Genomic DNA, 26718 nt, shown 5'->3' with positions numbered 1-26718 from the left:
TTCGCGGCTGCCACCGTCCTGGCGGTGGCAGCCGTCCTCGCGCTGTCGGCAGTGCTCGCGGTGTCCGTCGTCGGCGAGGTCGAGGCACTCGGGCTCCTCGCCGGGCGGGCGACGCTCGAGCTCGCTGAGCTGCCGGTCGGCGAGACGAAGGTAGAACACATCCGAGACATCACCGCTGCGGCTGAGCGTTCCGGGGTGCGAGTCTCGCTCCTGGTTCCGGATCGTGACGGACGGCCCGGGGTGTGGACCGCCTACACGTTCCGGGGGCCGGCAACGCAACCCGGGATCGGCGCGGCGATCAGCACACGGCCGATCGGTGACGGTGGCACGCTCGACCTGCTCGGTCCGATGGCGGTCGAGGGCGACGGACGGCCGGTCCGACGGTTCACCGAGGAGCTGCGGCAGGCCGGGTACACGACGGTCGACACGACGCCCGCTCCGGTCGAGGCGCTCGTCGTGGTCCTGGCACGGCCGACCATCGCGCTCGTCGCGGTCGCCGTCCTGCTCGGACTGGGGATCGCGCTCGTCGCCGAGTCGAGACGCCGTGCCGGACGGCAGGACCTTCGCTTGCGAGCGGGCTGGTCCGGTGGGAGCGTGGCCTGCGCGGAAGCCCTGGACCTCGGTCGCCTGGCGGGCCCGGTGGCGACCGCAGCATGCGTCGGTCCGCCGGTGGCGCTCGCGGTGCACGGGGCCGGCGCTCCGGCGCTCCGGTTCACGACGGTCGTCGTCGTGGTGTGCGTCCTCGCGGCGTTGCTGGCCGCCCTCGTGCTGCACGTCGGCTGCGCCCTGCTGAGCGCTGCCGCGACCCACCGCGCTGCGGAGGCTCGATGGCCGATGGTCCTCGTCGCCGCCGCCGGCATGTCACTCGTCATCGTGGCCGTCGCCGACGTGCAGTGCCTGCAGGACCGTCAGCGGACCACCGCCGAGGCCGAACGGATCCTGGTCGCCGAAGCTGCGCACGGGGACGACGTCGTGCTCGGGACAGCGTCGACGACCCTCGAGCAGGACCAGGCGTTGGGGGCCATCGCGACCGGAGCACTCGCGCGAGGGGACGCCAGCATGGCCTACTCCTCCTTCACGGATCGGTTCACACTGGTCGGCGACGCCAGCGCGTCCCTGCGTGCACTCGTGCCGGGCGGCCTCCCTCCGCACGGGCAACCACTCCTGCTCGTGCCCGATGCCCTCGCCAGCGAGAGCGACGCGCTCCGCGATGCGGCAGCGGCGGACATCGCAACCGGTTGGCAGGTGGAAAGACGTCAGCCTCCGCGACCACTCGACATCCGGATCCGACCGGTGCGCTCGACCGTAGCCGTCACCGAGTCCGCGATCCTCTGGACGAACGGGATCGAACCGCTGCTGCCGACGTGGCCGGACATCCCCGTGTTGGTCGTTCCCGACCCGAAGGACCTCGCACCGAACCAGGTCGGGACCGGCGTCGCGAACGGCGAGGTGCGCTTCGCCGACCGTGCGGCTCTCGAACGCCAGCTGCGAGCTGCCGGGCTCGCGGACATCGTCCTGCAGGTCGACCGCGTGGGGGCCCGCGTGGAACGGCAACTCGGAGAACTCCGGACCGAGCGCCACACGCTGCTGCTGGCCGTCGGTGTTGCGTTGTCGGCCCTCGTGCTCGCAGCGATCTCGCTCGTGGGTGAACACCGCGTCCGCACTGCTCGACTCGGGCGCGTGCAGTACCTGGTCGGACGGCACCCGCTGATCCGGCACCGGTGGTTCCTCGTCGGCGCGAGCGGCACAGCCCTGACCACCGCCGCGGTGACGAGTGCGTTGTCGGGAGCTCGTGGGGACGTGATCCTCACCGCAGGCGTCGCCAGCGGAGCGGGAGCCCTCGTGTTGCTCGGCGTGGTGTCCGCCGTGATGCCGACGCGTCGAGCGGAAGCGTGGAGGAAGACATGGTGATCGGAGCGCCGGTGCTCGAAGTCGACGGACTGGGGTTCGACATCGGGCCCCGGAAGTTGTGGGACGAGCTGTCCCTGTCCGTCCGTCCGGGGGACGCCGTCGCAGTCCTCGGACCGTCGGGGCAGGGGAAGAGCACGCTGCTCCGATGCCTCGGCGGACTGCAGACCCCGACGCGAGGGGCTGTCCGGTTGCGGGGCGAGGACGTGCACCGGAGTGTTCGTCGCGCCCGGCGGCTGATGCGGCGGGACCGCGTCGGGTTCGTCGTGCAGGACCACGCGGTCGTGCCGCAGTGGACGATCGAGCAGAACCTCGGCGTCGTGCGGCCGAGCGGTGTCCCTCGGCGTGAGCGCGACGAGCGGGTCCAGGAGGCGGCGAACGCGGTGGGGCTCGGGGGCCGCCTCCGGATGCGGGCGGGGTTCCTCAGCGGTGGGGAGCAGCAGCGGGTCGCCGCCGCGCGGGTGCTCGTACAACGGCCGTTGCTGGTGCTCGCGGACGAGCCGACGGCCTCGCTCGACGAGATGAGCGCGGCGCTGGTGCGGGACGCACTCGAGCAGCTCCGGAGTGCGGGGAGCGCGATCGTGGTGGCGACGCACGATGCCACGATGCAGGCGTGGGCAGGCGGTCGGATCGCCCTCTGACGCCCGTCGGTCGGAGCACAGCCACTCGTCACTCTCGTCCCCGCCCTTCCGGTCGGCCGACGATGGCGGCCCAGCGGTCGAGCTCGTCCTCGACGCGGTCTGCGACCGCTGCGGGATCGTCGTGCTCCCACGAGCGGAGGACCCGCCAGCCCTCGGCCGTCAGGATCGCCTGGTTCCGGGCGTCGCGCTGCCGGTTCGCGAGGAGCTTCCGCCGCCACAGTTCGGCGTTCGCCTTCGGTAGGTGCGTGTGCTCCTCGCAGAGGTGCCAGAAGCAGCCGTCCACGAAGACCGCGATTCGAGCACGAGGGAACACGAGGTCGGGGCGGACGCGGCACCGGCGGCTGACCTGCCGGTCGATGAAGAATCGACGGCCGCGGCGGTGCAGCTCCCGGCGCAGTGCGAGCTCGGGTGCCGTGTCACGCCGGCCGAAGCGGGCCATGTGGCGACGGCGTGCGTCGTCGGCTTCCCACTGCTCCACCACTCGAGCCTGTCGTGCCGAGGCGTGATCGCGGTCGCGGACGACGACGATGTGGGGGAGGTGCGCCGCTTGCCGGCTGTGCAGGAACGACCGAAGCCGCTGCTCACTCCGGTAGCCCGAGCCGCTCGCACTCCGTCCACTGCTCGGGTCGCCGCTCCGCCAACCACGCCGTGAACTCGTCGTACCCGCGGAAGTTCGTGAAGACCGTGAACTGCTTCTTCTTGCGGTCGTTCCACGCGGTCAGGCTGATGAAGGTCGGCCCACCGCCGGCCGACTGCGTCCCGTACCGGAGCACGTGGATGTCGTCGACCTCGCGACGACGGGCCTTCCCGAAGCCGGACTTCACGAGGTAGTGCCGGTCGAACACGGTCACGCGTCCGGCTGCCAGTGCGAGACCGATCAGGAGGAACAAGGCACCCACCAGGCCGATCAGCACGAACGCGGTGCTGTCCGCGCCCGGGACGACCAACTGCTCGATCACGGTTCCGAGCAGCCCGAAGACGACTGCGGCTCCGCCGAGCACGATGAGGATCTGCTGGGGGAACCTCGGCCGCTGGACGACGAACAGCGGCTCGCCGTCCGCCTTCGCCTCCGTGCCACCCCACGTGTTGATGCTGTCGCTCATCGTTCCCCCTCCGAGGGCCACCGTACCGAACGGGTCCTCCGCTCGCCCCCTCAGTCCTCCGGGATCGTCCGGACCCACTGCTCGAAGGCGAGCGCGTCCTCGTTGCTGAACACGGCGGACGGCCGGGCGTCCTGTCGGCCGGTGAAGAGGAACAGCGTCCCGTCTGCCAGCCCCGGCGTCGCATCGTCGAGCACGGACGACCTCGGCGCCACACCCTTGCGCGAGAGGAACGTCAGCTGTTCCCCGTTCGCGGACTCCGCGATGCCGGTCTCGCCGTCGAAGAACGCTGCGAGGTCCATCACGAGGAAGACGGTGCTGCCGTCCTGTGTGGTCACGAGGACGGCTGGCTTCGCGTGCGGCTGCCCGAAGGGGCGCTCGGTCACCGCCGCGGTGACGCCGGAGCCGGACCAGGGGCGGACCTGGTCGAGGGGGAGCTTCGCGACCGCGGACGGTGCGGCACGCTTCGCTGGGTGGACGGCCTCGGTGAGCAGCGCCCCGACGAGGACGGCGAGGAACCATGCCGGCGCGGAGAACGTCTTGGTCGCGATCAGGACGAAGAAGACGCCGAGGAATCCGACCCACACGAGATCGGGCCACCACCCGGAGCTGCGGCGTTGACCGATCGGCCACACGACGCTTCCGTACGCCAGCCCGACGAGCGTCGGCACCCAGAACGCCGACGGGCGGATCGTGCCCGTGTGGAAGTGCAGCCATACCGAGACGGCGGCGGCGATGAGCGCGATGACGGCGAGCACGATGCGTCCGCCGCGACGGTCTCGCTCGCGGGTGCTGAGCGTGGCCATGTCGTTCCCCCTCGTGCTGTCGAGCTGCGGCGCGCAGCGCCCGCCGTTGTTCCCCTGGTGTGTCCAGTCAAGCAGGACCGGCGGTGCTGGTCTGTCGGATCGGACGTGACCGTGTGGCGGACGGGAGGCGCGGTGGCGGACTGCAGCGTGCCTCCCGTCCGACGGGTGGTCACCCCTCGACGGCTGGCGGCGCCCGCGAGGAGCCCTACGATCGTGCGGGTGAGCAGCGACGTGATGCCCGGACGGTACCGGCACTTCAAGGGCGGGGAGTACGAGGTGGTCCTGGTGGCGAAGGACGTCGAGACCGAGGAGCCGGTCGTCGTGTACCAGGCGCTGTACGGGGAGCGGGGGCACTGGGTGCGGTCGCTCGCTGACTTCACGGCGCACGTGTCGCGGGACGGGTACGAGGGGCCGCGGTTCGTCCGTCTGGACTGATCAGCGGCGCGATCCGACGAGCTGCTTCCCGCGCAACAATGGTTGTGATGCAGCGGTACGTGGGAGAGGTGTTCGTCGTCCGTCGCGAGGGCGTTCGAGTCGCTGAGCCGACCGGTGGCGTCGCGCGACGAGATGCCGGTGCTCCTCCGCAGACGTGGTTTGCGACCATCGATGACGAGACACCAGGCCTACCGCTGGTTCGCAATGGCAGGGTCTCCGCTGAGATCGAGCTCGTGCATCCTGTTCCCGACGGCGGGTCGATCGGGCGGGCCGTGCGGTTCCGACAGGCGGCCCGGACCTCCGTGCCGGCCAAGGCGGTCGTGGCCGATCGGCGAGATGACGCGATGGACCGTCTCGAGCTCGTGCCGGAGGAGTGGCAGCCCTACGAGGTGCGAGCGGGCGAGCTCGGCGCGCACGGGTGGGAGGCATTCGTCGGCACGCTGTTCCCGCTGCCGGTCGAGGAGATCGACGCCGTGTTCGGGGCGGGTTGGGAGCAGCTCGTCCGGATCGAGCCGTGGCTCGTACCCCTTCAGACCGACGGTGGCGATCGCGCGGCGACCTGAGCGGTGACGGACGGGAGGCGCGGTGCCAGCTGGCACCGCGCCTCCCGTCCGTCACGTGGTTCCGTCAGCCGCTCGGCTGCGGTCAGCTCATCCGCGTCGACGCGATGCCGCCGTCGACGTCGATGGTGCCGCCGGTGACGAACGCGGCGTGGTCGGAGACCACCCAGCGCACGGCGCGGGCGATGTCGACCGGCTGCACCGGGACGCCTGCAGGGGTGCCCTGCGTCATCGCGGCGAGGACGTCGGCCGAGTCGGCGTTGCCCGGGGTCGCCGTCGCTCCCGGGGCGACGGTGACGACGCGGATGCCGCGGTGGCCGTACTCGGCGGCCCAGGCGCGGGTGAGCTGTTCGACGGCGGCTTTCGTGGCGGGGTAGAGGGCCATGAAGGGGACGCCGACACGGGCCATCCACGAGCCGATGTTGACGATGTGGCCGCCGCCGCGCTCCGCCATGCCTGGGGCGAGGGCCGCGACGAGGACGTGGGGTGCGCGGATGTTCGTGGCGAGCAGGGCGTCGACGGTGTCGTCGTCGAGGGACTCGGTGGGCCCTCCCGGGTAGACGCCGGCGTTGTTCACGAGGACGTCGATGTGGCCGCCGAGCTGGTCGCGGGCCTCGGCGGCGAGAGCGCGCACGACGTCGGGGCCCTGCGACAGGTCGGCGGTGAGGGCGACGGCGCGACCGCCCTGGCGCTCGATGTCCTCGGCGACGGCTCGGGTGCGCTGCTCGTTCCGGCCGTGGACGGCGACGGTGAGACCGGCGGCGGCGAGTTCGCGGGCGATGGCCTCGCCGATACCGCTCGAGGCGCCGGTGACGAGGGCGGTGCGGGGTTCGGTCTGGGCGGTGGGTGTGGTGGTCATGGGGCGATGATCCGGTGCGCTCGGTCCCCGCGGCTTGCCCGGATCCACGAGGACCTTGCCGGATCCTGCAGCGGTGCCTCCGCGGGCTGTCGCGGTTTTCGACGCGTGGGTAGCGTGGCGGTGTGGACGAGCGGATCGCGCAGCACCTCGACCGTGCGGCGGCGACGGCATCGGCGCACGCAGCAGTGCCAGGGCGGGATCGGCACGGTTCGCTTGCTCGTGTCGGGTCGGCGCACCATGCGGAGACGCTCGGGCTGACGGTGTCGAAGGTGTACGAGCCGACCGGGCTGTTCGACCGGCGGTACGAGCCGTCGATGTCCGTCGTGCTGCGCGGGCGGAAGCGCTCGATCGTCGGGGACGACGACCAGGTGTGGGGCCGCGAGCGATTCATCATCACGCCGGTGGACCTGCCGGTTGTCGCCGGAGTCGTGGACGCAGCGGGGAAGGATGGCTTCGTCGCGGTGGTCTGGCGACTGGACCCGGTGGTGGTCGGGGAGGTCGTCGCCTCGATGTCGGTGCCGGATGGTGTTGCGGTTGCGGTTACTCCGGGTTCGTCGCCGTCCGGTGCGGTGTCGTCATTGCCTCGGCTGGGGAGCTGGACGGCGCCGCTCGCCGACGCGTTCGCCCGGCTGCTCGCACTGCTCGACGCTCCGGAGGACATCCCCGTGCTGTTCCCGCTCGTGTCGCGGGAGATCGTGCTGCGGTTGCTGCAGACCGATCAGGCGCCGCGGATCACGGCGGCGCTCGACGGGACCGGGCCCTCGGTGGTCGCCGGAGCCACGGCGCTGCTCACCGGACGGATGTCCGAGGGGTGGTCGATGGAGCGGCTCGCGCGGGAGCTCCGGGTGAGCGAGTCGACGTTGTTCGCCCGGTTCAAGGAGGCGACCGGGATGACGCCGGCTCAGTACCTCAAGCGGACACGGTTGGGGGAGGCGCGGCGGCGGATGGCCGTGCACGGGGACACTGCGGCGCGGGCTGCTGCTGCGGTGGGGTTCCGGAGTGCGTCGCACTTCTCGCGGGACTACCGGGAGGCGTACGGGAGGCCGCTGGCGGCGGATGCGGTGGCGGTACGGGGGCAGTTGGCCGTGGCGACGGCGGTGTAGCGGCGGGACTGGCGGACTGGAGGCGTGGGACGCGGTGGTGACGTGCCTTCCATCCGGTGGGTGGTCGCCACAAGCTGGAGTCTTGAGGCTTAGCGCGCAGAAACCGGAAGACTTGGTTGGGCCGTCAGCATCGCGCATCGCCGTCGTCCCTAACCCGTACGCTCGTCGAAGTCGACAAGGTGCCATCGACAGGACTTGCGGGAAGAACGGGACAGACAGCGCATGAGCGACCAGGGCAACAAGTACGAGACCCGCACGGTGAAGTGTGTCCGAGGCATGGAATCGCGCACCGCGACGCGGTGGGAGCAGGACGGCTGGGAAGTCGTCTCGCAGGAGCAGGGCAAGTTGCAGTCCACGCTGGTCATCAGGCGCCCGGTCCGCACGATGTCCCGCCGCGCACTCGCGATCGGCGGCGGGGTCGCAGCAGCCCTCGTCGTCGTCATCGTCCTGGGAGCGACCGGCGTGTTCGGCGATGATGACCGTGACGACGACGTGGTCGCCGATCCAACAGCGGTCAAGACGTCCGCGGTTTCAGCTCCGGCAGTGTCTCCCACAGCCTCGTCGGCACCGGCCGTCGTGACGGCGGAGAACACCCCGGCCTTCGCCGCATTGCTCCAGCTCACCGATCAGTGCGATCCGTCGATCGGCGCCTTCGCAGAGCAGTACGCCGGGCGAACCGTGTCGTTCGACGGGTCGATCGGGACGATGAACAACCACGGCAGCTACACCACCCGCTACGACATCCTGGTCGGGGCTGGCGACTATAGCGCGACGACGTCGCGCGGGCCGGCGTTCCAGTTCCAGGACGTCAACACGACCTTCGACATGCACTACCGCGGGGACGCGCCGGACACGATCGGCACGGGCACTAACCTCGGCGTCACCGCCGAGGTGGGGGAGTACAGCTCGCAGCAGTGTCTGTTGCGACTGACGCCCGTCGCAACCACGGTCCGTTGAGAGCCAGTACGTCAGACCAGGCGCACAGCGCGGACCTGCTGACGCGACTCAACGCGCAGATCCAGGACCACGACGCGAAGGTGGGCCCGTCCTTCCTGATGCGCGACCTGGCCGGACCCGGCCTGCAGGACGTGTGGCGGTACGAGATTCTGCCGCTCCTGGCGGAGCACCACTACGGCGAAGGCGTCGGCCTGAAGGCGCGGCACGGCCTGAAAACGCTGCGTCGCCGAGCGACGCCCTCCGTGGCGGACGGGGCCGAAGGTGCTTTGGTCGACGATTGAGCCGCGGGAGACGGACCAACCGGTGGTGCACCGGCGCCCGCGAGCGGTCGCCGTCGGGTTGGCCGCCGCGAACATCGCATAGGTCGCGCCCATGCTCGGCGCCGACGAGTATCGCGTCAGCGGCGTCCGGAAGGTGGGGTCGTGCGGATTGCCGGGCAAACCGAGTGGCTCAAGCCGAAGACGGCCGTGCGGCGCCTGTTCGCGATGCTCGGCTACGCGCGTGCCCGGAGTGTGAGCTGGACGGAGGACGACTTCGGGTTCGAGGAGGACGAGGACCTCGTGCCGGCGCTGGCCCACGCGTTCGTGCGGCAGGCCTCACGGGCGCTGGCTGGCTAGCCGCTACGCGGGTACGTGACGCGGGACGACGCGCTGCCGCTCGCGCGCGGTCGGTGGCGGATCGGCGACCAGCTGACTCGGCGCGGTGGGCAGCCGTTGCCGGTCGAGCTGTCGTTCGACGAATACATCGAGGTGAAGTACAAGGTGGAGAAGCGCGGGCGGTTTCTGGACACTGACCTGTACCAGGTGGCGGCGTACTGCCGGCGGTAGGGGTTGGGGGCATCTCGTGTGTGCAGCGGGCGAGCCGGAGGAGTGGCGGACCCAGGTGGTCGACCGGCACGCTGGTCCAGCAGTACGCGCTCGACCTCAGCCGCCCCAGGGTGGCGGTGGCTGACCAGTTGTCGTCGGTCACTCGGCAAGGATGGCGCAGTAAGAGCGTTTGAATGACCGACCGACCGACCGACCGACCGACCGACCGACCGCGCGCTCGCCTCGGTGCCCCCGCCGCGCTGCTAGCGTCGCAACATGGCGGATGAAGGGCTACACGACGAGTTACGGGCTTTCGTCGACGAACGCGAATGGGGTCAGTTCCACAGTCAGGAGAACCTCGCGAAGAGCATTTTGATCGAGGCGGCGGAGCTGCTCGAGTGCTTCCAGTGGGGCGATGAGGCCGACGACTCGCGCGTGCGGGGCGAGCTTGCTGACGTGCTCACGTACTGCTTCCTCCTCGCGGATCGCCTCGGCACATCGCCCGAAACCTTGATCCGCGAGAAGCTCGAGATCACGAAGGCCAAATACCCGGTGGAACGATCGCGAGGGCGGAGCACGAAGTATGACCAGCTTTGACATCGCGCGGCTCCCCTTCACCCGAGAGCACCTGCGGTCGTGGCAAGCGGATGATCGTCGCTTCATCAATTGGCCAGTGGTCTACATCCTCGACGACGGGAAGCGGGTGTACGTCGGCGAAACGCTGAACACTGCCGCGCGGATGCGGCAGCACCTCGAGTCCGCCGAGCGCAAGACGTTGACGGCGGTTCGGCTCGTCCTCGACGACACGTTCAACAAGTCAGTGTGCCTCGACCTCGAGTCCCAGCTCATCGCGTTCCTCGCCGCAGACGAGAAGTTCACCGTGCTGAACAGCAACAAGGGCATCGTCGATGCCGATTACTACGACCGGCCGGGGTACCGCGACACCTTCAAGCAGATCTTCGACGCACTCCGCGAGCAGCAGGTCTTCACTCGCAGTCTGCCCGAGATCGAGAACCGTGAGCTTTTCAAGCTCTCGCCCTTCAAAGCCTTGAACCGTGACCAGGCGATCGCGATGGAGGACATCCTCGAGGGCCTGTTCGACGACTGGAACGACGCGGCAGTGACCCCCATAACCGTGCAAGGGGATCCCGGCACCGGCAAGACCATCGTCGCCGTCTACTTGCTCAAGCTCCTCCGAGACCTCGCCCAGGGCAAAGGGCTCGACGATCTCGAGAGCGACGCGCTCTTCTCCGACTTCTTCACCGACGACAATCACCGTCTTCTTGATGGTTCGCGGCTTGGCCTCGTCGTACCGCAGCAGGCGTTGCGGTCGTCCCTCAAACGCGTGTTTGCCAAGACCCCCGGTCTCGACAAGACGATGGTGCTGACTCCCTTCGAGGTCGGGAAGAGCGACGAGCCCTGGGACCTGCTCGTCATCGATGAATCGCACCGACTCAACCACCGCGCCAATCAAGCGTCCGGCATGCAGAACAAGAGCTACGGAGAGATCAACGAGAAGTTGTTCGGGGCAGACGCCGACCACCTGACACAGGTGGACTGGATCCGGAAGCAGAGCCGGCACCAGATTTTCCTGATTGATTCACATCAGAGCGTGCGCCCGGCCGACCTCCCGCAGGCGACGCAGAAGGCGCTCATCATCGAAAGCGACGCCGCGGACCGCCGCTACCGACTCTTCACGCAGATGCGCGTGCAGGGGGGAGCGGACTACGTGTCCTTCGCGCGAGCGCTCCTGAGCGACAAGCCGCGCGAGCATAATGATTTCGGCGACTACGACCTGCGCTTCTTCGACGACGTCGGCGAAATGCACGACGCCATCCGCGCCCGCGACGCTGAAGTCGGGCTCTCCCGCCTCGTTGCCGGGTACGCGTGGGAGTGGAAGAGCAAGAAGGACCCGGTCGCGGTCGACATCGAGATCGACGGCCGCAAGCTGCAGTGGAACCAGACCCAGACCGACTGGATTAGTTCACCGGGGGCGGTCGAGCAGGTCGGATCGATCCACACCGTGCAGGGGTACGACCTCAACTACGCGGGCGTCGTCATCGGGCCGGACGTGCGGTTCGACCAAGATACCCAGCGTGTTGTCTTAGACCGATCCAACTACTTCGACAAGAAGGGTATGGAGAACAACCCGCGGCTCGGGATAGAATACTCGGATGATGACGTCCTTCGCTTTGTGACGAACGTGTATTCCGTTCTGCTGACGCGCGGGATCCTCGGCACCTATGTGTACGTGGTAGACCCCGCGCTGCGGGAGCACTTGCGGAGGATCATCTATTCGGGCTGACCCGATCCCGAAGATGGCCTCGGTTGTCGCTCGTCTCTGGAGAGATCGTCCTCCGCTTGCTGCAGACTTCGCAGGCACCACGGATCACCGCCGCGCTCGACAGGTCCGGTACCTCCGTCGTCGCGGGCGCGGGCGCGGGCGCGGGCGCGATCGCAGTGCTGCAGGGTGAATCGGCGAGTCGTGGCTTATCTCGCTGCTCGCTGCGATGCTGCGGATGCAGGTCGACGCCGTTCGCCCGGATCAGGGAGGCGACGGCATGACGCCGGTGCAGTACCTCAAGCGGAAGCGGTTGGGAAGGCGAGGCGGCGGATGATCATGGAAGGGGCCACCGCGGCGGGTGGTGCTGCGGCGGTCGGGTTCCGGAGTGCGTCGCACTACTGGCGGGACTGCCGGCAGGCGCGCGGGCGGCCGTCGGCGGCGGACGCCGTGCTGGAGCAGGAGCAGTTCGCGTTGGTGCCGGCTGAGTAGGTGCCACGGGGCGTGGGGCCAGGCGAGCGCGGGCCGAAGGCGCGGTGCGGGCTAGTGCGGCGCCCCCAGTTCGACGGGTGATACGCCGAGACCCTCTTCTTGAAGAGCCCGGCCATCCGTCCAAGCGCGACGTCGGCGGCGCGAGCGACGCGGCCACCTCCGTTCTTCGCGACCATGAGCGCCTGAGACCTACAGCACGGCGCGAACTCGACACGTCCTTGAAGCGGGAGGCGGACCCTAGCGGCCGCTCGCGCGTCCCCCGAACTAGGGCACTCGACTCGAGGCGTCAGCTTTGTAGGGTGAATCTCACCCGAGTCCTGTGATCCCTGCAGTGCGCTTCAGGGACACCAGTTGAGCTTCCCGCTCGACAAAGGATGTCCGAGAGGATGTAACTTGTCTCGCGGTGGAACCGGTGAAGGGGCACGGTCTTGGACATGCAGTCAGGTTCGATGTTGGACCTTAAGTCGTGGGAGCCGGAGGCGTCGCTCGTGCGCGGCGTCGAGGACCAGTTCAACCGGACGATTGAGTCCTACCGAATCCATCCGAACTTGCTCTCCGAGCACGCTAATCACGAGGAGTCCGTACGCACCGGCGGCTACGCGGATCGCACGTTGCTTGAGCTCATCCAAAACGCCGCCGACGCTCTGGCGGGTGCAGCCGACACCAGCGGAGAGAACGCGGGACGCGTCGAGATCATCCTCGACACCGCCCACAGCGTGCTGTATTGCGCGAATGCAGGACGGCCGTTCTCGATGAGCGGCCTGACGGCCGTCACGATGGCGTATTTGAGCGAGAAGCGTGGCGATGAGATCGGACGTTTCGGCCTTGGCTTCAAGTCAGTGCTCGCGGTCTCGCAGCGGCCGCAGGTGTTGAGCCGCTCGATTTCGTTTGAGTTTAACTCGCCGGAGGCTCGAAGTGAGATGGCCAAAGTCACAAGCGCCAAGCGCTACCCTGTTCTCCGCACCGCTACGGTTCTCGACGCAGCAGCCGAGCTGGAGCGAGATCCCCTGCTAGCGGAACTTGGATCGTGGGCCACGACGATCGTCAAGCTCCCCGCGGCGACACATCTTGAGCGTTTGCGTGATGAGATCCGCGGGTTCACGTCCGAATTCCTTTTGTTCGTCGATGCGGTCCGGGAAGTTCGGCTGCGTGTGGTTGGAGACGAGCCGTTTGAAACAAGCCATGTGTCCCGCGATTTGGGAGACAAGAGGTTCAGGATCGAGCGCCCCGACGGTGGTGGAGACGAATGGTTCGTCCAGAGTGAAATGCACGAGCCGTCGTCAGAAGCACGCCACGAAGTCGGCGAGGCGGTGTCACGCGAAAAGGTCAAGGTCACGGTTGCCGTGCCGGTTCAGCGCAGCAGGCTCAGTTCAGGGCAGTTCTGGTCGTACTTCCCGCTTCAGGACAAAACGTCGGTAGGAGCGCTGCTCAATGCGCCGTGGAGCGTCAACGACGACCGCACAAATCTACTCGAGAACCGATATAACCGAGAGATTATCAAAACCCTCGCTGGCCTCTTTGTGCCGTTGCTTCCAAGGTTGCGGAGCTCCGACGACCCTGCAGGGCACCTGGACTATCTCCCCGCTCGCGAGCGTGACCAAGAGAGCCGCGGATTCGCCGGAGACGCCCTACGAACGCACATCCTGAGTTTGGCTGGCAGGGGCGAGTACATTCCTGACAAGGCTGGTGACCTGCGGAACGGGTCGGAGCTCCGTCCGCTGGACCCAGCCATTCGTCTTGACGCTATCGTTCACCAGGGGTGGATGGTTTCGCCCAACACCGGTGACGACGTGCCACATTGGCACTGCTACAGGACCTCGCAGAGAGCGACACGCCTCAGGGATCTGCTCCTGGTTGCCCAAGAGCCGGACCCCGATCCCAGCGCCCGCGACGTCCGTGCCGCAATGGAACGTATGCCAAAACGAGGCCTCCTGACCTGGCTGCGCGAGTGGGCTGAAGGCGATGATCCCGTATCGTCTGCAAACGCTCTCAAAACGGTCCTCAGGCACCTCTCGCTTGACAGCATCGCCTCTGCCAGGGTCATCCCCACGACCGACGGCATGAAATCACTAGACGACCGAAGCGTCGTTTTTCTCCATCAGGAGGAAGGGCTGTTCGTCGAGGGGGCGGTGTTTGTCAACCGCGCGTTCCTTTCAGAGAGCGGGGTCGAGAATATCCTCCGTGGCCGTGGCTTCCGTGATTTGGACCCAGAGGCGATCCTCGACGCGCGATTGGCGACGCTACCCGCCGATCCCTCGAGCGAGGACCTCGAAAAGCTTTGGGACGCCGTCGTCTCGGTCAGCGCGGCGGTCGCAATCAAGTCGATGAAGGCCTCGAACGCGTCGATCAAAGTTCCCACGCGGGACGGTGGCTGGGCATGGCCGCAGCAGGTGCTCGATGTGGATGCGGCGCTGCCTGAGCGGTTCGCCTCGCGCACTCTCGACCGAAGTCGGACAAGCGTCGAGGTCGCGCACAAGCTCGGGGTCGTGCGGAGTCCGGTAAAGGACTTTTCCCTTGAGGACGAGGCGGAGTACGAGGCTTACGTCGCCGCCACCGTAGACGCGCTCAACAAGAGGCGAGGGCCCGGCGAACGACCGATCGAACGAGTGGAGGTCAGTCCGGAGGCAGGGCCCGGACCGTTCTCCGTGTTGCTCATGTTGCGGGATGCTGAAGCGCCGGAACAGCTACGCGCGTCATGGACGACTTCGCTCCTAGAGCTTCCGGAGCAGAACTGGGCCGTCGAGGATCTCGACACAGGGCACATTCACGGAGTACTGCCGCCGTCCCGATGGGCGGTCCAGGAGGCGGGTCTTCTTCCGTCGTCGCGGGGCTACCGAGCGCCAAGAGACGTCGTCGCACCTTCGCTTGTGCGCTTCGGTGCGCTCCTACCGCTTTTCAAAGGTACACATCAAGTCCAGGCTGCCCTCCGCCTGCCAGACGAGCTTGAAGCAGTGCCGGCGCACGTGCTCCGAGAGATGCTCGAGGGGGATCTCTTTCCGTCCGTCGACGACTCGGTTCTGACCGAATTCGTTCTCGGAGCCACGAAGGTCGGATTCTCTGGCGAGAAGCCGTCGACGATCCCGGCCAGGGTCCAGCGACTCATCGAGCCACATGCACCCTCGACCGTGTTCCTGGCCTCCACGGAAGAGGAAGAGGAGTTCCTTCGGAGCCGGCAGCGACCGTTCCTGAGAATTGATCCGGACACGGTCGACGAGTTCGTCGAAACGGTCGGATGCCGTCGGTTCGCTGACAGCTTCTCGTTCGCAATGGTCGTCGAGGGCCAGCAGGACTCCCAGCGGGTTCTCGACGTCTACACCGGTCTTCGCTCGGTGTACGGGGCGGCGCTCTCAGCGGCGAGATTCTCTCGCGCCCTGCTGATCGCAAAGCGGGTGGTTACAGAGGACGGTACGGAGGATCAGCCCAGAGACTGGCACCTTGATGGCCAGGAACTCATCGTAAGCAGCGACGCTGACGACCGGCGAGTCCTTGAGTTCGTCAACGACGCCTTCGATCTTCGCCTTGACAACTTCCGACTCGCAGACGTACTCAAGGCGGGACTGGACAACAAGCTCGAGCTCCTTCGTCAGGAGGCACGGGCCATCGGGAGCGACGCCGAACGTCTCGACCACTACATCGGCCCCGATGACCTACGGGAAGCGTTACCGACCGGGCTATGGAGCGCGCTTGAAGCGCAGAGCCTGGTCAACGACGGGACGCCCGTCGCGGAGCTCTTCTTGACGGTCCACGGCGCGGACGCGCTCCGCATTCTCGCGGACAGGTTCCGAGATCTCGGGTTCTCGGACGTTCCGGAAGCGTGGGGCGGCACGACGTCCGCTGTGTCCTGGGTCCGGAAGATGGGGTTCAGCGCAGAGTTCGCTGGCCAACGAAACCAAAAGCAACCCCCGGAGTTCGTCGTCCCCGGCGCGGTGGCGCTGAACCGTCTGCACACGTACCAGAAGAAGATCAGCGAGGATCTACGGACCGTCCTGACGCAACCGTCAGCCAACGGTCCCGCGCAGAAGGCGATGGTCGAGCTGCCGACGGGCGCGGGCAAGACCCGCGTCGCCACTGAGACCGTGCTCAAACTGTTCGTCGATGAGGTGCTGTCGGGAATCGTCCTCTGGATTGCACAGTCGGAGGAACTCTGCGAACAGGCCGTTCAGACCTTCCAGACCGTCTGGCGATACCTCGCGGATGAACGACCGCTTACTATCGGCCGCTTGTGGGGCTCGAACCCCGTCCAGGAACCAGACACCGAGCTATGCGTAATTGTCGCGACTGACGCGCAGCTCGCCCAGCTCATCGGTCGGGGCGACTATGAGTGGCTCAGCACGCCAGCGGCCGTCTTCATAGACGAGGCTCATCGAGCGGGCTCGTCGGAATACACCAAAATTCTTCGGTGGCTTGGTGTCGACGGACGCAGTTGGGAGAGGCCGCTTGTCGGTCTATCCGCGACACCGTTCAAGGGGCGAGCCGGTGACGACAGCGGGATCAAGGAACTGAAGGCCAGGTTCGGTACCAAGATTGCACTTCCGTTCTCAGAACCGTACAAAGAGCTCGTGAAGCTTGGTGTTCTAGCCAATGTCAGGCACGAGGTGTTGCCTACCGGCCTCGAGTTCGAGGTCAGCGATGCTGCGCCCAGCGAGCTCAGATCGAACAAGCTCATCGACCGAAACCTCTACGAGCGCATCGGTCGTAACGAACAGCGCATGCGGATCCTTGTCGAGCACATTTCCCAGACGCTTAGCGATCACCCGGACTGGCCTGTGCTGGTCTTCACCCCGAGCGTCCTCTCGGCACAGGTCCTTTCGGCATCGTTGCGCTATCGAGGGTTGGCCGCCGAATCGGTCAGCGGACAGACCGGCAAGCAACAGCGTCGAAAGGTGATCAAGCAGTTTCAGGACAACGAGATCCAGGTCCTCGCAAATTGCGACCTCCTCGTCCAGGGTTTCGACGCCCCGGGTGTGAGAGCGCTTTACATCGCCCGTCCGACGTTCAGCCCCGGCGCCTACATCCAGATGGCAGGCCGCGGCCTCCGCGGAACGGTGAACGGCGGAAAGGACGAGTGCCTTGTCGTCGACGTTGCCGACAACTGGGGCGCCATGAACGACTTTCTCGGCTACCACGACTACGAGGACCTCTGGGCGGAGCAGCGCGGATGATCCTTGTTCCTTCGCTGGCCGACATCGAAACAGCGTCGCGGAGTGACGCCGAGCGGCGCGTCGCGCGTCTCCTTCGGGACATTGAGGCAGACGGCGACGCGGTCGCCTTCTACTCTGTCGGGCTTCGCTCGCACGCGTACAAGCAGCAAGCGGAAGCCGACTTCGTTATCCTGTGGCGGGGGACCGTCGTCGTCGTTGAAGTCAAAGGCGGTGGCGTACGAAAGCATGATGGCATCTGGTATACCATCGACCGCCGCGGAGACTGGCATAAGCTCGGCACGTCCCCGATGGAGCAAGCTCGATCGGCGGGGTACGCGCTCCGCGACATCCTCAAGGAGCAGAAGCTTGGTTGGTACGCACACGAGGCCATAGTTGTCACGCCGGACATCGACGCGCCGCCGAGCTCCGTCGACTGGAAGACCTCGCACTGGTTGGCACGTGACTTAATGACAGTGCAAAATTTGAGCATGGCGCTTGACGTCGTGGTCGCAGATGCAAGGAACCCGCCGCGCGGGGAAAAGCTCGCGCGGATAGGCGACCTGCGGGAACGCCTTTTCGGGGAGTTCACTCGAATGCCGGTGACCGACGCACAACGCGGTGCGGTCATCGAGGAGCAGAACCGTGCCACGGTCGGCCAGGCCCGCGTTCTCGCAGCACTGGCGCGGAACGAACGCGTGCTCGTATGCGGAGGAGCAGGTACCGGGAAGTCCCTGGTTCTTGTCGAGTCAGCGAAACAGGAGGAGGAGCAGGGAAGGTCCGTGCTCGTGACGTTCCACTCACCTTCACTCTCGCAGTACTTCGCACCGCATCTTGGTCACCGCAACGTCGATGTGCTTCCTTTCGCGGACCTCGAGGGGGCGGGTCCCTACGACGTCGTGCTTGTTGACGAGGCACAGGACTTGATGACCGCCGAGGCGATGGACCGCCTCGATGGTGTTCTTGTCGGCGGTCGAGCGGCCGGTCGGTGGCGGATGTTCCTCGACCCGAACAACCAGGCGCATGTCGACGGCAAATACGACACCGACGTGGCGGAGCTGATCACCGCCGAGGCGGTCCCCGTGGACCTGTCGTTGAACGTGCGCAACACGCGTGCGATCGTGCACGTCGTACAGGAATACCTCGGCGCTGATGTCGGCGATCCGGGGATCGTTCACGGTGAGCGGGTTCAATGGGTGACCAGGAATGAGGAGGTCACCGCCGGTGACGGTGTGAGGATCGCCGCCGAACTCGCGGCGGAGGGAGCTCGTAGGTCCGACATCTGGGTGATCGACCCGCGGTCAGCCGCGGCGCCCGCGACCGTCAACGGCATCGTGGTGACGAGCCCTCGATTCGCGAAGGGGTTGGAGGCTGAGCATGTCGTCGTGTGTGGACTGCCCGAGGCTCTCGACGCCTCTGGAGCTGCTGCCTTCTACGTCGCGGTGACCCGCGCGCGTGTGTCCCTGCACGTGGTGCTCTCTAAGGATGACAGGAGTCGTCTTCAGCAACTGGTAGGGCAAGGGATGGCGAGTCGATGACACTTACCCGTGCGCAGGAGATCGTGCTTTCGCACCTGAGGTCGGCCTATGTCGGTCCGGACAGTGGCGATAGCGAAGTGATCTACAACCCGCCGAACCGGCAGTACGCCGTCGGGATGTTGTTCCCGCGCGACGGCGACCCTGCGCCCGACGATCCTGCCGTCGTACCCGATCGCGTCGACATCGACGTGATGAGCGCGTTCGACGGTGAGGTCGAGGAAAACGGAGCCGCGGTCCCGATCGCCGAGGATTGGAGGCCGTCATCAGCGGCGATCTCCTTTCTTACCGACAGTGACACGATTGCGTGCTCTGTCGCAGGCGCCACATACGCCGCCATTGAGGGCGATGGGCCGCCGAGCTGGCACCGAACGCCCTTCACGATCCCGGGTTTGGTCCTTGCACCCGATCGTCGGGTACATGAACAATCTGTCGGTGATGTACCAATCGAGATCGGTAGCCGTTGGCGGCGGTCCGGAGCGTTACGGCTTGTCACTGTTCACCTACGCGTACTGGCTTCATCGACCGGCGACGACCGCGTCGACGCCACCAGGATGCTGTACCAGGTTGCGCTCGCCGTCTCCCCGTCCAGTGGTGGGACGATCCATGAGTACGTCACTCGGCGAGGCTTCGACGCCGACGACGAAGCCGCGGAACTGCGTCTGAGATACAAGCACCGCAAGATTTACGCCGTCGGGCACGGCATGGCCGCGGACTGGACGCTCGCCGACGGTGTGTGCACCGAGGTGCGCCTGGAATCTGTCCCGCACTTTGTCGTCCCTGACGTCGAGACAACTGGTTTCGAGGATGGAACGCTCGAAGCGGACGCCTTGCGCCTCGAGCATCTAGCGACTCTTGACACGAATCCCGATCGAGTTCTCGAGTCGCTGCGCGCCTTCGTCCAGAAGTACGGAGTGTGGGTCGGGTCGCAGGAGGGACGGGTTGGTTCCTTCGGCCCGGACCACGCGGTTGCTGGTCGAATTGCCAGCCGGTCAAGACAAGCGATGACGCGAATGAACAAGTCTCTCGACCTGCTGGAAGAGGCGTCCAACGGCACCCTTCGGAAAGCATTCTCTCTCGCAATGGCCGCAATGCGCCTCCAGATGCAGCGAGCAGTCGTCACCCGCGACGGCATCCGGCGCGAGCCAAACTGGCGGCCCTTCCAGTTGGGCTTCCTCCTCGTCGCCCTCGCATCGACGGTGGACGACAGACACGAGGAGCGAGGGCTCGTCGACCTGATCTGGTTCCCAACCGGCGGTGGAAAAACGGAGGCGTACCTTGGCCTCGCAGCGATAGAGATTTTCCGCAGACGACTGTCGGACGGCCCTGTAGGTGGTGGCACTGCGGTACTGACCCGCTACACGCTGCGATTGCTTACCTCGCAGCAGTTCCAGCGAGCTGCCTCGCTCGTCTGCGCGATGGAGCTACTCCGTCGCGCGGACAAGATCGGCGATCCGCGCGCAAGCCACATGACACCGTTCTCGATCGGGCTGTGGGTCGGCAACGGCGTGACTCCCGGGACTCGCAAAGAGGCAAAGTCCGCACTCGAGCGGCTTCACAAGGCCGCTAGGCCTGAAGAGGCGAACCAGTTCCAAGTGGAAAGCTGCCCCTGGTGCGCTACGCCTCTTCTTCCCCGCGTCCGGTCTCCGCGCCCGGATGACTATGGCGTACGGCTGATGGGTCGTGACATCGTCATTCACTGCGTGAACGCGTCATGCGAGTTTGTCGATGAAATCCCAGTGAGCGTCGTCGACGAGATGCTCTATGAGGACCCACCGACCATCCTGCTTGCGACGGTCGACAAGTTTGCCCGTCTGCAGTTTCTCCCTGAAGCTGGTCGATTGCTCGGTCTGAACACCGCGTTCCGGCAGCCGTCGATGATCATCCAGGACGAGCTCCACCTGCTATCCGGGCCCCTCGGCACGACGGTTGCAGTGTTCGACGCTGTCATTCAGATGCTGCTCGCCGCGAACGGCTCGATGCCGAAGATCGTTGCATCGACCGCGACGATCCGTGCCTCGGAAGAGCAGGTGCAGGGACTATACGGCAGGCCGGTTGCACTGTATCCGCCGTCCGGGCTTGACGACGACACGACGTTCTTCTCCCGGCCGGTCGCGAGCGGCGAAGGTCGCCTGTACCTCGGGCTGATGCCCCAGGCGCTTTCGCAAATGTCAGCAACAGTTTCGGCGTCAGCACCCCTGATCGAGATCCCGGAGATTCTCCGGCGACACCCGGATGCGGAGACGAGCCTCGACGCCTACTGGACAGCCGTCATGTACCACAACAGCCTCCGGGAGCTGGGGCGCACCGGGACCCTGGTTGTCGACGACGTCAATGCTCGCCTAGATCCACGCGCCGAGCGCCTGGGGCATGAACTCCGCACAGTACGCGCCGGCCGCGTGCTGGAGCTGACAAGCCGACGCGGACCAGGAGAGCTGCCTAACGACCTGCGCGAACTTCGTCGGAGTGCCGACGAGTCCGATCAGGCGGTAGACATCGTCCTTTCTTCGAACATGCTCTCCGTCGGCATCGACATTCCACGACTCGCGCTGATGCTGATGGTCGGCCAGCCCAAGACCACATCCGAGTACATCCAGGCGACCAGCCGGGTCGGACGAGGTAAGGTTCAGGGCGTCGTCACCACGTTGTTCCGTTCGAACCGAGCGAGGGATCGTTCCCACTTCGAGACATTCCGCGGCTACCACGAGGCGCTTTATCGAAGCGTCGAGCCGACTAGCGTCACCCCCTGGTCCTTGGCGTCGCGCGAACGCTCGCTCGCCGGTGCCCTGGTAACGCTGATTCGACACCTCGGACCAGCTTTGTCCTCCAACGACGCAGCAAAGGACCTTGACCTACAAGATCCCAGCCAGCGGAGCTTGGTCGACCTGCTGGTCGGCGGGCTCCTCGAGCGGGTAGCGAGAGCGGACTCCGTCGAGACTTCGGATACGTGCGAGCGAATCACTAAGCTGCTCCGGGAGTGGGACCGCCGCGCGCGCGCTGCTCGCGAGGCTGGCGAGAGCCTGCTGTACGACCGCTCGAAGGCGGACGATTCCGCTCTACTTAAGCGATTCGGGCAAGACGGCGAAGGTTGGCTGGTAGCTGACTCGATGCGCTCGGTTGAACCCAATGTTGAAGTCGAGGTGCGCGAGCCATTTGAGGAGGGGTCCGGTGCAACGGATCAAGCATGACCTGCGACTGTCGGAGACCGTGTCACCGTTCGGCGTAGGAGCAGTCGTCGACATCCGGGGAGAATCGCTGATCGCCCCCGACACCTCGTGGTGGGATGAGCGCTATTCGGCCGAGATTCACTGCGAGCGACTCGTCGATCGCCTTGGTCCCAGCGTGCTTCGGGAAGCGCCCACCCACTCAGCGCGCACCGGGAAGAAGAACGCAGCAGGACTACTTTACTGGCGATTCCCAGCGTGGCGATTCTGTGAGCGATGCTCCAGGCTCTCCCAGAGAACCGGCAAAGACCGGGGCAAGTGGATCAACAAGTGTGAATGCGGCGGCATGCTCGTCCCGATGAGATATGTCGCTGTCTGCGAAAAGGGCAGCCATCTCCAGGACATCCCTTGGTTTATGTGGGCCCACCGCGGACGCGACGCCGGCGTCACCGAGGCCGTGCGACACTGCCGGTCATTCAAGGAACTACGATTCGTGCGTTCGGGCAAGCATGGTGAGGGCTTGAAGTCTCTTCAGGTGGAATGCGGCGCCTGCGGGCGTTCCCGCCCTATGTCGGACCTGGTCACGAAGGGAGCACTCGCCGTCGATGGCCTACGATGCAAGGGCACTCAACCGTGGCAGGACGCACGGCCGGATGGTGCCTGTGAGCATGGGCTTGTCGCCGTCCAGCGCGGCGCGACGGGCAACTACATAGCGGAACGCATCTCCGCTCTGGACATCCCCGAAGAGAAGCCGCCGTCGATCGCGCTCGCTGATGCCATTCGCGCACACCCAGACTTCAGTCGAGTGGTCGACGACAACGGCGGGCCCAAGGCCGAGGTGATCGCGGGCTGGATCGCCGACGAGGTTGGCACCACCCCAGACGACGTCCTGATCCTGGCGGCGGCGGGCGGCGCCCCGCAGGACGATGTCCTCGCAGATCTCAAGGATGGCGAGTGGGCGGCTTTCCTCAAGAAGCTCAGAACTCCCGGGCGTGACCACAGCGAGGGCGATTTCGTCGTTGACGCGTGGTTGACATCCGAGCGCCCCGGCATTCCCGCGGCGCTGGCCGGACGGCTGACCGCGGTCGGCCAGGTTAGGCGCGTGCGCGAGGTCAGAGCGCTCAAGGGCTTTCGCCGCTATTCCGCTGATGCCGAGATGATTCCGTCCGATCTGTCACTCAAAGGCAAGCGCAAACCCACTCTTCCCGCCATCGAGATGTATGGGGAAGGAATTTTCCTCCAGTTCAGTGAGGAGTTCCTCACGGAATGGGAGCAGCGTGCAGCAGTTCGGGCACGCGCCAATATCCTGCTGGACCGACGGTCGAAGACGGAATGGGCGAGTCGACTGGACCTCCCTGAGGCCCGCTTCGTCGCCCTCCACACGATCGCTCACCTCTTGATCCGCCGACTCGCATACGCGTCCGGGTACTCATCAGCCTCGCTTCAGGAGCGGATCTACGCAAGCTCCTGCCGTCCCGACCGCACGGCCGGTGTGCTGATCTACACGGCCGCGGGCGACGCGCAGGGCACCCTGGGCGGTCTCGTTCGGCTCGGTTACCCTGATCAGCTAGTTCCGTTGCTTCTCGCAGCAATCGACGATGCCGACGTCTGCTCAAACGATCCGGTATGCATCGAGAGCGACAGGCAGGGCGCAACGAGCCTCAACTTGTCGGCGTGCCACGGATGTTCGCTTGTAAGCGAGACATCCTGCGAAACCGCAAACAGACTGCTCGATCGTCAGTTGGTCCTTGGCGGGCGTGACGTCCCAGGGCTGTTCGAGGGTGTGCTCGACGAGGTCCGTGCGGTCAACGTGCCCTAGCGCTACTGGAAGCGTCAGGTATCAGTGGGGTGCCTTGACGACCGAGCAGATGCGGACTGCAACTAGCTGGGGGTCCTCGTGCTCCCAGAACCGCAGAACGCGCCGGGCTGCGGTACTCAGCACATCGTTCGTCTCCGCGTCCCGAACCTCATTGCGGCGGAGCTTGGCGGCCCACCAATCAGCGTTCGCGTGCGGCTGTGTGCCGTGTTTGGGGCATCCATGCCAGAAGCATCCGTCGAGGAAGACCGCCACTTTTACCTTGGTGAAGGCGATGTCGATGCTTCGCCGCGCCATTCCCGGCACCGGGTAGGCGACGCGGTAGCGAAGACCGCGAGCGTGCAAGATACGACGAACGTCGACTTCCGGCTTCGTGTCTCGCCGACGCACGGAGCTCATACGCTGGCTCACCGCCAGGCTCGATGCTCCAGGATGGGGACCGACCGCGTGCATGAAGCCACGGTAGCTCAAGTGCTAGATACCCCTCACGGGCCACCGTCGCTAACCCTGCCAAAACGGCAACTTCGGCGAACCGGCAGATGACGTTGTCGGGCGTCACCTCTGCTTACCCGCGATGACTGCCACTCTTCGCGTGCCATCTCGCCGTCGCTGAGGTGCGAGTGCCGCGGTCGAAGGGTGCGACGCTCGGCAACTGTTGCGCCTGAGGTGCTGGTGGTGCTGGCTAGGATTGCCAGGTGACATCCGAGGGACACGGCCGCGCCCACGTAACCGTTCTGGATCTTTTCGCGGGATGTGGCGGTCTGACCGAGGGGTTCCACCAGTACCGTCCTGAAGGTGCCGCGAGCCCGGTGTTCCGAAGCGTCGGCGCCGTAGAGTGGGAGCCGGCGGCCGCAGCGTCGTACGCAGCGAACTTCGGCGCCGGTTCGTCTCGGCTTGGTGACCATGAGGCACCGGAGATCGTCTGCCGAACCATCGTCGGTTGGGAGCCGCGATGGAAGCCAGGCGAGGTTGACGTCGTGGTTGGGGGGCCGCCGTGCCAGGGATTCTCCGGACTCAACCGTGAGAAGGTGGGTCCAGAGCGGAACATGCTTTGGGAGGAGTTCATCCGCGTGGTGGTCGCTCTTCAACCAAAAGTGTTCGTGATTGAGAACGTGGACAGATTCCTTCGATCAGCGGAGTTTGTGGATCTGAAGAACCGCATTGGCGGAGCGGACCTCAAGAACTATAGCCTTGTCGACCCCGGTTCCAAGCGAGGTGAGACCGAACAGGATCGAGATAAGCGCTACTTGCTGAACGCGGCGAACTACGGTGCTGCGCAAGCCCGTCGGCGTGCAATCGTCATCGGTATTCGCACTGACGCCGGTCTACCTGTTCAATCGCTGCGTTACCCCCGGCCCACGCATTTCCGAAAGCACGCCCGCGATGTGCCGCCGCCGAAGGGCCCAGGCGGATTACCCGCCGTGCTCGCCGAGCAGCCCGAGTGGGCCACCGTCGACCTATTGTTTGAAGAGAGTTCACGCAAAGACATTGCAGTTGACCTGCCGGCCTTCCCCGCGCGGCGCGTCCCTGGGATCGATGGCACCTTCGTCGGGCCGTTCCTGACAACGGACCTCCACGTCGGCCGCCGACCAGAGCCGATCTCGATGTGGCGCTATAGCGCGATCCCGAGGGGCGGAAATCGAAAGGACCTTCGTGGTCGGTATGTGTGTCGCTTCGATGACGGCAGCGACATGATCATTCAGAAGGTGGGCGACCACAGGCACGACGACGGCGCGCTGAAGGTTCTTGGTGCGTACGAAGTCGTGGTCGATGGGGCCGCCACGAGCCGTCGAGTCACGGTGCGCACGGCCCGTCCTGCCGCAGGTGGCGCGAGGTTGGCGGGGCGCCGCAACAAATCGGAGATGTTCCACGTTGTGCTGAGTGATGGTGATGTTCATCGGCAGGCTGTCCTCGAGTACCTTTCCACTGTGGCGTGGGACTCGCATGACGCTGGCTCCGGCGATGTCATGGGTCGACTCCGGAGCGGCGCACCGGCTGTGACGATCCGCACGGAGTTTTTCAAGCCGGAGAAGGGTCGATATCTCCACCCGACCGAGGACCGTCCGATAACTCACTTCGAGGCGGCCAAGCTTCAGGGTTTCCCGGATGACTTCCGGTGGTTCGGGTCTAAGCTCGAGATTGCGAGGCAGATCGGCAACGCTGTGCCCGTACCACTGGGGCGCAAGATAGCCGAGTCGATTTACCAGTACCTGTACGGCGATGCGTGAGTATCGGGGCGCGCTGCCGATGCGCTAGCAAAGCTTGCCAATTCACAAGACATGAAGGAATCGATGCAACGCCCAAGCTCAGACCCACCCGCCCGGGTAGGCTGACTCAAGGTGTTGTTTTGCCGTTGGGTTAGGTTAGCTGTCGAGGTTTGGTGGTCGGTGGCTTCAATTCGCGTGCGATTGCAAGGCGGAGTTGGTGGCGAATGGAGCGTATTCGTCGCCGGTCGCGGACCTTCTTCTGCACGAGCATGTTGAGGACGAGCTTCTACGCGGTGCGGCAATGAACTCGAGACCGACGACGACGTCGATCGCGATGTCCGTGGTCCACCCCGCGGCCGAACCCGCGTTGCACGCGACGGACACGGTCGTGGCGGAGCGGCGCCGCGCCCCCCCCGGATGGCCGACAGCACGTAGGGGGGGCGGGGGCGGCCGGACGCGCTGATCCCGACGACCACGTCGTCGGCGGTCAAACCGAGCGCGTCGAGGTCGCGCACGGCGGCGTCCTCGTCGTCCTCCGCGCCCTCGACCGCCGTGGTCAGCGCGACCTGGCCGCCGGTGATCAGGCCGACGACCTGGCTCTGGTCGGCGGCGAAGGTGGGCGGGCACTCGCTGGCGTCGAGGACGCCGGGCCGGCCTGGCGTGTCGGCGCCGACTTGAACGAGTCGGCCGCGACGCGCGAACGACGCGGCGACGTCGTCGTCGACCCCGACACCGGCGTGGATCTCGGCGTGCATGTCGATGCCGCGCTCGACTGCTCTCGTCATGCTGCGTTGGGGTCCCGCGTAGCTCGGGAAGCCCAGGTGACGGGCGAAGCGGGAGACCGTGGCGGCGCTGACGTCGGCGCGGGCTGCGAGGTCGGCGGTTCGTGCGAATCGAGCCTGTCGGCGGG

Annotated in this window: 23 protein-coding genes; 17 read left to right on the top strand and 6 right to left on the bottom strand. The window is 66.2% G+C overall.

What is annotated here, in order from left to right; all coding sequences use genetic code 11:
- Positions 1–24: 24 nt before the first annotated feature.
- A complete protein-coding gene (locus ACH0A8_RS10500) occupies positions 25–1911 on the top strand; it encodes a hypothetical protein (protein WP_406907162.1) in 1887 nt (628 codons plus the stop codon).
- Entirely contained in the window at positions 1905–2549 is a 645-nt protein-coding gene (locus tag ACH0A8_RS10495) for an ABC transporter ATP-binding protein (RefSeq protein WP_251154869.1), read from the top strand. Before ACH0A8_RS10500 ends, ACH0A8_RS10495 begins: the two co-directional genes overlap by 7 nt.
- A 28-nt stretch (positions 2550–2577) precedes the next feature.
- Here ACH0A8_RS10495 and vsr read toward each other — a convergent pair whose 3' ends face one another.
- The 3 genes from vsr to ACH0A8_RS10480 all read right to left on the bottom strand — a co-directional run bounded on the left by vsr (position 2578) and on the right by ACH0A8_RS10480 (position 4455).
- Complete coding sequence (vsr, locus tag ACH0A8_RS10490; RefSeq protein WP_406907161.1) at positions 2578–3027, bottom strand: DNA mismatch endonuclease Vsr; 450 nt, start codon at positions 3025–3027, stop codon at positions 2578–2580.
- A gap of 103 nt (positions 3028–3130) precedes the next feature.
- Positions 3131–3652, bottom strand: coding sequence for a hypothetical protein (locus ACH0A8_RS10485; protein ID WP_311205206.1), 522 nt, complete (start codon positions 3650–3652; stop codon positions 3131–3133).
- A gap of 50 nt (positions 3653–3702) precedes the next feature.
- Positions 3703–4455: a hypothetical protein gene (locus tag ACH0A8_RS10480; RefSeq protein ID WP_406907160.1), complete on the bottom strand. Its 753-nt coding sequence runs from the start codon at positions 4453–4455 to the stop codon at positions 3703–3705.
- Positions 4456–4674: 219 nt separating this feature from the next.
- Here ACH0A8_RS10480 and ACH0A8_RS10475 point away from each other — a divergent pair, with 219 nt between their 5' ends.
- Together ACH0A8_RS10475 and ACH0A8_RS10470 are read left to right on the top strand one after the other, a co-directional pair.
- On the top strand, positions 4675–4890 hold the full coding sequence (locus ACH0A8_RS10475) for a DUF1653 domain-containing protein (protein ID WP_271826423.1): 216 nt from the start codon (positions 4675–4677) through the stop codon (positions 4888–4890).
- Positions 4891–4937: 47 nt separating this feature from the next.
- Positions 4938–5453, top strand: coding sequence for a hypothetical protein (locus tag ACH0A8_RS10470; RefSeq protein ID WP_406907159.1), 516 nt, complete (start codon positions 4938–4940; stop codon positions 5451–5453).
- Positions 5454–5535: 82 nt separating this feature from the next.
- Here the strand turns inward: ACH0A8_RS10470 and ACH0A8_RS10465 are convergent, their stop codons facing one another.
- Complete coding sequence (locus tag ACH0A8_RS10465) at positions 5536–6309, bottom strand: SDR family NAD(P)-dependent oxidoreductase (protein ID WP_406907158.1); 774 nt, start codon at positions 6307–6309, stop codon at positions 5536–5538.
- Positions 6310–6431: 122 nt separating this feature from the next.
- On the opposite strand from ACH0A8_RS10465, the gene ACH0A8_RS10460 reads away from it, so the two are divergent.
- The 12 genes from ACH0A8_RS10460 (at position 6432) to drmB (ending at position 23604) form a co-directional block, all read left to right on the top strand.
- A complete protein-coding gene (locus ACH0A8_RS10460; protein WP_406907157.1) occupies positions 6432–7412 on the top strand; it encodes an AraC family transcriptional regulator N-terminal domain-containing protein in 981 nt (326 codons plus the stop codon).
- 222 nt (positions 7413–7634) lie between these two features.
- Positions 7635–8369, top strand: coding sequence for a DUF4839 domain-containing protein (locus ACH0A8_RS10455; RefSeq protein WP_406907156.1), 735 nt, complete (start codon positions 7635–7637; stop codon positions 8367–8369).
- Positions 8366–8650: a hypothetical protein gene (locus tag ACH0A8_RS10450; RefSeq protein WP_406907155.1), complete on the top strand. Its 285-nt coding sequence runs from the start codon at positions 8366–8368 to the stop codon at positions 8648–8650. The genes ACH0A8_RS10455 and ACH0A8_RS10450 overlap by 4 nt, the downstream gene beginning before the upstream one ends.
- Positions 8651–8791: 141 nt before the next feature.
- Positions 8792–8986 (top strand): hypothetical protein, encoded by a 195-nt coding sequence (locus ACH0A8_RS10445; protein ID WP_406907154.1) that lies wholly within the window; start codon positions 8792–8794, stop codon positions 8984–8986.
- Between the two features lie 15 nt (positions 8987–9001).
- On the top strand, positions 9002–9196 hold the full coding sequence (locus ACH0A8_RS10440) for a hypothetical protein (RefSeq protein WP_406907153.1): 195 nt from the start codon (positions 9002–9004) through the stop codon (positions 9194–9196).
- 255 nt (positions 9197–9451) lie between these two features.
- Entirely contained in the window at positions 9452–9772 is a 321-nt protein-coding gene (locus tag ACH0A8_RS10435; RefSeq protein WP_406907152.1) for a nucleotide pyrophosphohydrolase, read from the top strand.
- A complete protein-coding gene (locus ACH0A8_RS10430) occupies positions 9759–11480 on the top strand; it encodes a DNA/RNA helicase domain-containing protein (RefSeq protein ID WP_406907151.1) in 1722 nt (573 codons plus the stop codon). Before ACH0A8_RS10435 ends, ACH0A8_RS10430 begins: the two co-directional genes overlap by 14 nt.
- Positions 11481–11789: 309 nt before the next feature.
- The gene (locus ACH0A8_RS10425; RefSeq protein WP_406907150.1) at positions 11790–11948 is read left to right on the top strand and encodes a hypothetical protein; all 159 of its coding nucleotides are present in this window, start codon (positions 11790–11792) and stop codon (positions 11946–11948) included.
- Between the two features lie 434 nt (positions 11949–12382).
- Complete coding sequence (locus ACH0A8_RS10420; RefSeq protein WP_406907178.1) at positions 12383–17110, top strand: DEAD/DEAH box helicase; 4728 nt, start codon at positions 12383–12385, stop codon at positions 17108–17110.
- Positions 17107–18624, top strand: coding sequence for an NERD domain-containing protein (locus ACH0A8_RS10415; protein WP_406907149.1), 1518 nt, complete (start codon positions 17107–17109; stop codon positions 18622–18624). Before ACH0A8_RS10420 ends, ACH0A8_RS10415 begins: the two co-directional genes overlap by 4 nt.
- A complete protein-coding gene (locus ACH0A8_RS10410) occupies positions 18621–21809 on the top strand; it encodes a helicase-related protein (RefSeq protein WP_406907148.1) in 3189 nt (1062 codons plus the stop codon). Before ACH0A8_RS10415 ends, ACH0A8_RS10410 begins: the two co-directional genes overlap by 4 nt.
- Complete coding sequence (drmB, locus tag ACH0A8_RS10405) at positions 21790–23604, top strand: DrmB family protein (RefSeq protein ID WP_406907147.1); 1815 nt, start codon at positions 21790–21792, stop codon at positions 23602–23604. The genes ACH0A8_RS10410 and drmB overlap by 20 nt, the downstream gene beginning before the upstream one ends.
- A 21-nt stretch (positions 23605–23625) precedes the next feature.
- Here drmB and ACH0A8_RS10400 read toward each other — a convergent pair whose 3' ends face one another.
- Positions 23626–24054: a very short patch repair endonuclease gene (locus ACH0A8_RS10400; protein WP_406907146.1), complete on the bottom strand. Its 429-nt coding sequence runs from the start codon at positions 24052–24054 to the stop codon at positions 23626–23628.
- Between the two features lie 242 nt (positions 24055–24296).
- Here ACH0A8_RS10400 and ACH0A8_RS10395 point away from each other — a divergent pair, with 242 nt between their 5' ends.
- Positions 24297–25829 (top strand): DNA cytosine methyltransferase, encoded by a 1533-nt coding sequence (locus ACH0A8_RS10395; RefSeq protein ID WP_406907145.1) that lies wholly within the window; start codon positions 24297–24299, stop codon positions 25827–25829.
- Here ACH0A8_RS10395 and ACH0A8_RS10390 read toward each other — a convergent pair.
- A complete protein-coding gene (locus tag ACH0A8_RS10390) occupies positions 25802–26563 on the bottom strand; it encodes a hypothetical protein (RefSeq protein WP_406907177.1) in 762 nt (253 codons plus the stop codon). The genes ACH0A8_RS10395 and ACH0A8_RS10390 overlap by 28 nt on opposite strands.
- Positions 26564–26718: the final 155 nt, after the last annotated feature.

It is taken from the genome of Curtobacterium sp. 179-B 9B NHS (genome assembly GCF_045370965.1).
Classification (GTDB): domain Bacteria; phylum Actinomycetota; class Actinomycetes; order Actinomycetales; family Microbacteriaceae; genus Curtobacterium.
The sequence above is the reverse complement of the archived record's forward strand: the minus strand, read 5'-3'. Positions and strand labels throughout refer to the sequence as shown.